1 protein-coding gene and 1 pseudogene are annotated in these 1,466 nt (G+C 48.6%); one reads left to right on the top strand and one right to left on the bottom strand.

Translation table 11 applies throughout. From position 1 onward, the window contains the following. Nucleotides 1–64 precede the first annotated feature (64 nt). Nucleotides 65–943 carry a LysR family transcriptional regulator gene (locus AD944_RS00475; protein WP_045543170.1) on the top strand — a complete coding sequence of 293 codons (879 nt, stop codon included), beginning with the start codon at nt 65–67 and terminating at the stop codon, nt 941–943. 3 nt (nt 944–946) lie between these two features. Here AD944_RS00475 and AD944_RS00470 read toward each other — a convergent pair. Then, nucleotides 947–1,429: pseudogene (locus AD944_RS00470) on the bottom strand (alpha/beta hydrolase); the annotation flags it as partial. Nucleotides 1,430–1,466: the final 37 nt, after the last annotated feature.

The raw sequence follows: 1,466 nt of genomic DNA, 5'->3' as shown, positions 1-1,466 counted from the left end.
CTATAATATAGGAAGTATTTCAAGTGCTAACAGGCCCTAATAATGCGGGGAGGGGGATAGAGGAATGGAACTGAGACATCTCCGCTATTTTGTGGTCTTGGCGGAAGAACTTCATTTTACACGGGCGGCAGAACGGCTGAATATTTCCCCGTCCACTCTGACTGTGCAGATACAGGAAATTGAGCGCACATTATCAGCTCAACTTCTCAACCGAACAAAGCGTTCTGTGACGCTTACATCTGCGGGAGAGGTTTTCCTTTCTGAAGCACGGCGCGTGCTCAAACAATTTGCAACAGCCGAGAACGCCGGTCGTCGTGCTGGGCGCGGTGAATTGGGTCGGATAGAGATTGGTTATGTTGCGTCAGCTGCGTATACGGGAATACTGCAAGACCAGATGAACCAATTTACGCAGAGTTATCCAGACGTGCTTTTAAAAGTGCGTGAATTCCCTATGGATAAACTGCCTCAACTGGTTGCGGACGGTGACGTAGATATCGGTTTTGTAAGGCTGCCTATGGCGATGCCACAGCTATTGAGTCACCATGTGTTGATCCGCGATCACTTTTGCCTGGCACTTTCCGTGATTCCTGGTGTCGAAGAAAAGTCGGAAGGCCCGGTTACGCCGCACGAAATTGCCAACGTATCTTTTATATTGCCCGAGCAGGCTTTCGGCACATTCCAGGTCGCAAGTCGAGGTGGATTTACGCCCCGTATTGTTTCTATGCCAGGGAGCTTACTGGCTGTGTTGACACAGGTCTCAATTGGCAATGGTATTTCGGTTATTCCCAGTGCTTTACGAAGTGTTGTCAATTTGCCGGGCGTTGTTTTCCGCGATATTGCGGGAGAACCAATCGTTTCAGAAATTGCCGCCATTTTTCGCTCAGATGAGGTTGCACCAGCCGTACGTCATCTGATTTCTCAGATTCAAACAACAATAGCCTGAAGATTATCGGGATTTGGCATCCAGCCACGCACTGACTTTGTCGACGACATCATTTTCAATGCCAAAATACCCATGAGGTGTTAAGGAGCCACAATTCTTTTTTGATTTTGTTATTCCACCAGAAACCATGAACACGCGCACTTCAGGGCTTGCTGTCATGGCGGAAGCAATCTGTTGCGCGGCTTGAGGCGGTGCGACATCGCATCGATCATCTTGGTTGGCCACAATAAGAACAGGTACTGTAACTTTTTGCGGGGTTGCACTAAAAACAGTTTCCTTGCTGCCTCCCATGACTGATACAGATTCACTGAGCACGACACCTGCAATAGTTCCTGAAGCTGCATGCGCGGCACCGTTTACGGCAGCGATTGCGCCTTGGCTGGTTCCAAAAAGAAACACAGGGACTGTTGCCTCTTCATGTGCAAAAGCAATGATACTTTCGATCAGTCCTGCATAGGTCGCGGAACTGCGTTTCCCTCTTAGATTATACCAACCGTTGATTGCTATAACCTATGAGCCCAAT

This window comes from Acetobacter tropicalis (assembly GCF_001580915.1).
GTDB classification, from domain to species: Bacteria; Pseudomonadota; Alphaproteobacteria; order Acetobacterales; family Acetobacteraceae; genus Acetobacter; species Acetobacter tropicalis.
Note: the sequence above shows the minus strand (reverse complement) of the source record. Positions and strands in the feature narration are given on the sequence as shown.